This window comes from Aeromonas sp. R2-1 (assembly GCF_040908425.1).
Taxonomy (GTDB): domain Bacteria; phylum Pseudomonadota; class Gammaproteobacteria; order Enterobacterales; family Aeromonadaceae; genus Aeromonas; species Aeromonas caviae.
Map to the genome: position 1 here is coordinate 38,796 of NZ_JBFODR010000032.1, position 6,342 is coordinate 45,137.

The 6,342-nt window shown below is 54.7% G+C and carries 8 protein-coding genes; all 8 read left to right on the plus strand.

The features are described 5' to 3' along the window. Positions 1–78 precede the first annotated feature (78 nt). Entirely contained in the window at positions 79–672 is a 594-nt protein-coding gene (locus AB5Y80_RS11780; RefSeq protein WP_368172956.1) for an MliC family protein, read from the plus strand. A gap of 380 nt (positions 673–1,052) precedes the next feature. Then, positions 1,053–1,481: a VOC family protein gene (locus AB5Y80_RS11785; RefSeq protein ID WP_336580583.1), complete on the plus strand. Its 429-nt coding sequence runs from the start codon at positions 1,053–1,055 to the stop codon at positions 1,479–1,481. A gap of 301 nt (positions 1,482–1,782) precedes the next feature. Continuing rightward, positions 1,783–2,250 carry a hypothetical protein gene (locus tag AB5Y80_RS11790; RefSeq protein WP_368172957.1) on the plus strand — a complete coding sequence of 156 codons (468 nt, stop codon included), beginning with the start codon at positions 1,783–1,785 and terminating at the stop codon, positions 2,248–2,250. Between the two features lie 317 nt (positions 2,251–2,567). Beyond that, the gene (locus AB5Y80_RS11795) at positions 2,568–3,167 is read left to right on the plus strand and encodes a hypothetical protein (protein WP_323880523.1); all 600 of its coding nucleotides are present in this window, start codon (positions 2,568–2,570) and stop codon (positions 3,165–3,167) included. Positions 3,168–3,413: 246 nt separating this feature from the next. Beyond that, positions 3,414–3,998: a hypothetical protein gene (locus AB5Y80_RS11800; RefSeq protein WP_368172958.1), complete on the plus strand. Its 585-nt coding sequence runs from the start codon at positions 3,414–3,416 to the stop codon at positions 3,996–3,998. Between the two features lie 185 nt (positions 3,999–4,183). Next, the gene (locus AB5Y80_RS11805) at positions 4,184–4,615 is read left to right on the plus strand and encodes a MerR family transcriptional regulator (protein ID WP_039040195.1); all 432 of its coding nucleotides are present in this window, start codon (positions 4,184–4,186) and stop codon (positions 4,613–4,615) included. Between the two features lie 54 nt (positions 4,616–4,669). Continuing rightward, positions 4,670–5,275, plus strand: coding sequence for an NAD(P)H-dependent oxidoreductase (locus AB5Y80_RS11810; protein ID WP_368172959.1), 606 nt, complete (start codon positions 4,670–4,672; stop codon positions 5,273–5,275). Positions 5,276–5,375: 100 nt separating this feature from the next. Then, on the plus strand, positions 5,376–6,338 hold the full coding sequence (locus AB5Y80_RS11815; RefSeq protein ID WP_368172475.1) for an IS1595 family transposase: 963 nt from the start codon (positions 5,376–5,378) through the stop codon (positions 6,336–6,338). Positions 6,339–6,342 lie beyond the last annotated feature (4 nt).

Consider the following 6,342-nt stretch of genomic DNA (forward strand, 5'->3'; position numbering starts at 1 on the left):
ACGGGGTGCTCCTGCCTACTTCGGGTGTAAAGTGTGCTCTGATCACGGGGCATCACGCCCCCTGTTGGAGCCCTGTCGATGAACAAGATCTTGCTTGGAACCCTGCTGTTTTCCCCTCTGCTGGCCGCGGCGGCCACCCCGTCCTTCGAGTGCGCCAAGGCGAAAGGCGCCGCCGAAACCCTCATCTGCAAGGATGCCGGACTGGCTGCGCTGGATAACGAGCTGTCAGCCCTCTATCCCAAGGCGATTGCCGGGTTCTCCCCCGAGCAGCAGAAGAGCGAGCGCGCCATCCAGCGCGGCTGGATCAAGGGGCGCAACGACTGCTGGAAGGCGGGCGACTTGCGCCAGTGCGTGGAAGAGAGCTACCAGTTGCGGATCACCGAGTTGCAGATAAAAGGGGGCCAGCTGAGGGTGCCGACACCGGTCGATTACCAGTGCGGCAAGAGCGTCACCCTCTCCACCTACTTCTACAACGAGGCCAAGAGGCCCGCCGCCATGATCAACCTGAGCGAGGGTAACAACCGGCAGCAGGTGCTCGCCTATGAGACCCCCAGCGCCAGCGGCGCCCGGTACGAGGGGCAAAACCTCACCCTCTGGACCAAGGGGAGCGACGCCATGCTGGAGCGCTACGGTCAGCCCACCCTCAACTGCAACGAGATCCCGGGCAACTGATCCCCCGCCCGGCCAGAGGCCGGGCAACCACTCCCGTACAGGCAGCAAGAGGGTCACCGACAGGTGACCACTCGCCCCCTTTTACCTATCCCCAGCCCCCTCTCGCCAATCCAGCCCGGACGCCAGGCTTTCGAGCTGGCCTCCATTTGTTGATCTTGCCCGGCAATTCGCCATTTCCTCCTTCCCCTTCGCTCGCGGGCCGTTAATATAGCCAATTGGCAACACACGCCTCGTCGGAGTCTCCCATGAGCCATGCCAACCACGCCCCTTTGGTCAATCGCAGCAAGCTGGAAGCTGACATTCAGGGCGGTAGCGTCGCCAAAGGGCACAACCGGCAAGAGGTAAGTGACTGTTTCAACCATGTCGAGTGGAGTGAATGTATGGAAACGCACACACTGCATCGGGGTCGGCTGATCGACCATCTCCAGCTGGTGGTGAAAGACCTGACCGCCAGCGAGCGCTTTTACAGGGCCATACTGGCCACCCTCGATGTGCCAATCGGCGGCGGGGGTGAGGGTTACTTCTGGGCTGACGAGCTGTTTGTCACATCCATCGACAGCCCGGCAGCGCTCGGCGCACTGACCGGTCGCCATCATCTCGCCTTCCAGGCGCAGGACCGCGCCACAGTCGATCGCTTCTATCAGGCAGCGCTGGCCCACGGCGGCCAGGACAACGGCGCCCCCGGCGAGCGGGTCTATCACCCCGGCTACTACGCCGCCTTTGTGCTCGACCCGGACGGCAACAATATCGAAGCTGTGTATCACGGCGAGGCAACGCGCAGCGCGGGATCTGTGGAAATTCGGTTTTAGACAAAGAACGGAACGCCAGTGATATGGGCCTCGCCATAGTGCAGCGAGGTGACTACGCCTTGCTCAATATAGTGATGCGCTGATTTCCTTATTGAATGTATTTTTATGCAATCGTAATGATTGAGCCAAAAGGGGAAGTCAAGCGAATACAGGCAGACACAGAACCAGCTGGCAATGTTATGATTTTAAATAACTTCTCCGTCACGGTAATAAAGCCGTTATGGAGTTATACGGAAGGTTAGACTATCGAATTAGTACCGCCATCCATCTAATCACTGTCAGGCATTCATAAGGTTCCATTGTGAATTTAGAAATATTAAAAATTATTATTCAGATACTATTGTCTATAGGCGCTGCTTTCTTGGGCGCATGGCTTGCGTCGCGTCGCTTTAGGAATGAGCGATGGTGGGAAAAGAAATCTGAGGCTTATTCAGAATTAGTAGAAGCACTTCATAACATGAGGTGGCCATCAAGTGAGCACTTTGACGCTGGTTTAGAGCACAGGGAACTTTCAGAAGAATATAGTCAAGAATTATGGGAAGAGTTTAGAAGAGCTAGAAAGATTGTTTGGAAAATTACTGAGAGCTCATCATTCCTAGTTTCATCTGAGGTGCTAGAAGCAGTCCAAGAGATGGAGAGAGGCCTGTCAAATGCAAGAAGCGCAGAATCTTGGTTTGATCACCTAGATGAACAAGGTGCTGCGATCGATATTTGCATTGAGAAAGTTAAGGGTATTGGAGTAAAGGAGTTGGGAATAAAAAAAACCTAACAAGTTTCTCAATTACGTTCCAGCTAAAATAAAGTGACCTCCACAGGACTGCCTGCGCGGTGGTAACCCATTAGCAAAGCGTTATATAGAACCTAGGACTCCTACCATCTCGATATCAGGCTAGCTTGGCAAGCTGGGTTTCCCAATATTCTTTACCGGTATTGCGTCGCTCATACCTTAATGCTGCGTTATAATTTCAGAGGATCTTTATGAGGATAAATCACATTTGCCCATATTGTATGCAAGAAGCATTTGACAACAGTGGCATGCAGACCCTCAAATTTAGACTTACACCTCACATGCTTCACGATAGTGGAGTGCACAAAATTAAGTGCCCCAGAGGCCATGAATATTCAGTTGTATTAAGTGCTGCAAAATATGAAATTTTATATGACGTTGGTATGAATGCCTTGGGAGACGGCTATACACGAGAGTCTGTTTCATCTTTTGCTAGCTCATTAGAACGCTTTTATGAGTTCTTTATTAAATTCCAAATGGTGAACGCAGGCATCGCCTCAGAACTTGCAGACGAAGCTTGGAAAAAAGTGTCAAATCAATCTGAAAGGCAACTTGGAGCCTTTACTTACCTTTACTTATCATCACTAGGTGAGTTACCTCCAGAACTAAGTAGTAAAGAGCGAGGCTTTAGAAATGATGTAATTCATAAAGGTTACATACCATCAGTGGATGAAGCTATAGAATTTGGAAAGGTTGTATACAACCATATAATGGAGGTTTTATCAGAACTTGAAACCAAGCATGGCCACCAAAAAATATATCAATTTTACTCAACCCAACTGCCAAAATGTAATGCTAATTGGGTTGTGAGTGAATCAGCAAAATCTATGAATCTATCTCGAACGTCTGGAGGTACTTCAGTGGTTGATTTTGACACAATGTTGAGATGGTTTAGTTGAATGTAAAATTATAGAAATTGCTCAAGTCGATAACTAATGCTTGGCATTTTCGGTTCGGCTGAACGATATAACTTGGGACACCCACCATCTCGATAGCAGGTTAGCCTAACAAGGTGGGTGTCCCAATAAATTATACTTTGTCAAAACTTCGACATTTCCGCTCCTATATCCCCACGTTATTGCAAGTGCTCATGGATATTATGGCGCAAAAATGGGAATATCCTCACATATATAAAGACTAAGAACATGGGTGTACTAAGTAATTTGCTTGGGAGAAAACAGGATAAAATACCTCCAGATATCAAAGATTTTTTCAAGGACTCCGGTTTTATCCACTTATCTGAAAATGCGTACTGCGGGTACCCAACACCACTGCCTCCAGACCATTCAATCGGAGCTTATTTCGTTCGCTTCCTCGTTTCAGAAGATAGTCTAGCGATGCTTTTCCGAGCCCTATCCCAAACTGGATATGTTGTGGAGCCTGAGTTGAATACACAGGTGCTAAATCGCTCAGGGGATCCTGCGAGCAAGAAACTCATGCTTTTTCAGCACTCTTCTTTTGCTGGAACGGTAGTCTCGTTTGCCAGTGATGACCTTGATGTGATTGACGCTCTCCAGCAGATAAGGTTAGAGCCACCTCTCCCGGCAGACTCCTTCCCATTGATTGACCCCGAAAGTTTGGGCTCGCTTCAGGGTGACATGGAATACTGGTGGACATCTTTGTGGTTACCTTTCTGGGAGGCATTGAGCCAAGAGGAGCGGTTAGCACTCAGCCTTGAACCTGAATGGCGTGAATTTATTGCGATTCATTATCCATTTGCCTCTTCTTAATCCACTGGTAAAAATCTGGGTCCCCACCCTCTCGATAGCAGACTTGCCTGACATGGTGGGTGTCCTCTGTCAGCCGTCCCCCGTCAATTCCTACCAATCCAACTCTTCCCTCCCCCGTGGGGATGCATTCCCCCCTGCCACTGGCCTATAGTGGGCACCTTCATACCTCCTTTGCGAGCAGCACCATGTATATCGGCGAATTTGCCCGGCTGGCGGGCACCACCCCAAAGGCGGTCCGCCTCTACGAGCAGCTCGGGCTGCTGCCCGAGCCCAGGCGGCGCGGCAAGTATCGCGTCTACCGGGCCGAGGATCTGGAGTGGGTCGGCTTTATCCGCGAGGCCCAGCGGCTTGGCTGCAAGCTCGGGGAGCTGGTTCCCCTGCTCGCGGGCGTCACCAGCCTCGATCACTTCCCTTGGCAGAAGGTGGAGCAGCTTATCGCAGCCAAGCTGGCGCAGATCGAGGCGGAGGTCGCTCGGCTGCAACGCCAGCATCAGGGCTTGAGCCAGTGCGCCACGCTGCTGGCGCAGCACCCCTGCCGCTATGGCGCCCCGGCGCGGCAATCCCCCGACGGGCGGGATCATCCCGCCGCCGCGGATCGGGCGCACAAGGTGGCTTGACTCTGTCCCATGGGACAAGAGGTGTAATGGGGGCTCACTTCAAGGAGCCATACCATGACCCCCAACCTGCTTGTTCTCAACGGCAACCCCAAACCCGACAGCCTCTGCCACGCCCTCGCCCGAGAGTATGCCCGCAGTGCCGAGCAAGGGGGCGCGCGCATCACCCTGCATCACGTGGGGGAGCTCGCCTTCGCGCCGGATCTTCACCATGGCTATGACGAGGCGCAACCCCTCGAGCCCGATCTGCAGGCGGTGCAGCAGAGCCTGACGCAAGCCCACCATCTGGTGATCGTCGCCCCCGTCTGGTGGGGCCACCTGCCAGCCCGGCTCAAGGGGCTGCTGGATCGCACCCTGCTGCCGGGTTTCGCCTTTCGCTACCAGCCGGGGAAGGCGCACCCGGAGCAGTTGCTCGCCGGCAAGACGGCGCGCCTGCTGCTCACCATGGACAGCCCCCCCTGGTATTACCGCTGGTGGCAGGGAGCCCCCCTGGAGCGCACCCTGGACAAGCCGGTGCTCGGGCTGTGCGGTATCCGGCTGACCCACCGCCAGCATCTGGGGCCCGTCCACACCTCGGATGAGGGGGCCCGCCAGCGCTGGCTCGGCCAGGCCGGGGCCGCCGCCCGCCAGGATGTGCAGCGGCTGGGCAGGCGTCCCGCCTAATCCCTGCCATGGGCATGTTTTGCCCATTAAAAAGGCGCTGTCCCAATTATGTGTTGGAAGGCTAATCTGGAAGTAGGTCATCACCGCGAGGACCTTCATCATGGATACGCCAGCCTTCCAACACCTGTTGTCCCTCTTTCCATTACTTACTCTGCGTCAGCGCCGTGTCGCTCAGCATGAGCTCGCCGCTCCACACCCGATTACGTCCCTCCATGCCCAGTTACCCACATGCTGCGGCTGTCCCCACTGCCAGGCGGATGCCACCCAGCTGACCCCCTGGGGCTGGAGCCGTGGGCTGCGTCGTTACCGTTGTAAGCAGTGTCGGCGAACCAGCTCCCTCCTCACCAAGACGCCTTTGGCCAGATTACGTAAGGCTGAGCATTGGGAGGACTACGCCCAGGCTCTCATCGACGGGCTCACTGTCCGCCAGGCCGCCGTCCGCTGCGGTGTTTGCAAGAACACCGCATTCTTGTGGCGTCACCGCTTCCTGAAGGCGATGGCAAACCACCAGGCAACACGGGAAGAAGGCATTGTGGAAGTGGATGAAACCTTCTTCCTCGAATCGTTCAAGGGGCAGCGAGGGTTGCCTCGTCCGGCAAGACATCGTGGCGGGAAAGGGCGTACCCGGGGGACCGGGCGGGATTACATCCCGGTGATGGTGGTGCAGGACAGGGCGGGCCATCAAGCCGACTTTCAGCTGGAAAGGCTGGATGCGCAGACGGTGAAAGCGGTGTTGCAGCCACTCATCGCGCCCGATGCAGTGCTCTGCAGTGATGGTGCAGGGGTGTATGCCAGTTTCAGCCAAGCGCGGGGTATAACACATCAGGTGGTGTACAACCGTCGAGGTGAGCGAGTCATTGGGGCATACCACATCCAGCATGTGAACGGATATCACCGGCGGTTGAAGGAGTGGATGGAACGATTCCATGGAGTCGCAACCCACTACCTGAGGAATTATCTGGGCTGGCGCAGGATGCTGGAACGTTACGGCAGGGAGGTAAATACCAAGATGTGTTTGCATGAGGCGCTAGGGCACCCGATGCAACACGTAATTGGGACATAGCCAT

Coding starts and splice junctions, on each gene's coding strand:
- AB5Y80_RS11780 (WP_368172956.1), top strand. CDS start 79: ATGAACAAGATCTTGCTTGGAACCCTGCTGTTTTCCCCTCTGCTGGCC.
- AB5Y80_RS11785 (WP_336580583.1), top strand. CDS start 1,053: ATGGAAACGCACACACTGCATCGGGGTCGGCTGATCGACCATCTCCAG.
- AB5Y80_RS11800 (WP_368172958.1), top strand. CDS start 3,414: ATGGGTGTACTAAGTAATTTGCTTGGGAGAAAACAGGATAAAATACCT.
- AB5Y80_RS11805 (WP_039040195.1), top strand. CDS start 4,184: ATGTATATCGGCGAATTTGCCCGGCTGGCGGGCACCACCCCAAAGGCG.
- AB5Y80_RS11810 (WP_368172959.1), top strand. CDS start 4,670: ATGACCCCCAACCTGCTTGTTCTCAACGGCAACCCCAAACCCGACAGC.
- AB5Y80_RS11815 (WP_368172475.1), top strand. CDS start 5,376: ATGGATACGCCAGCCTTCCAACACCTGTTGTCCCTCTTTCCATTACTT.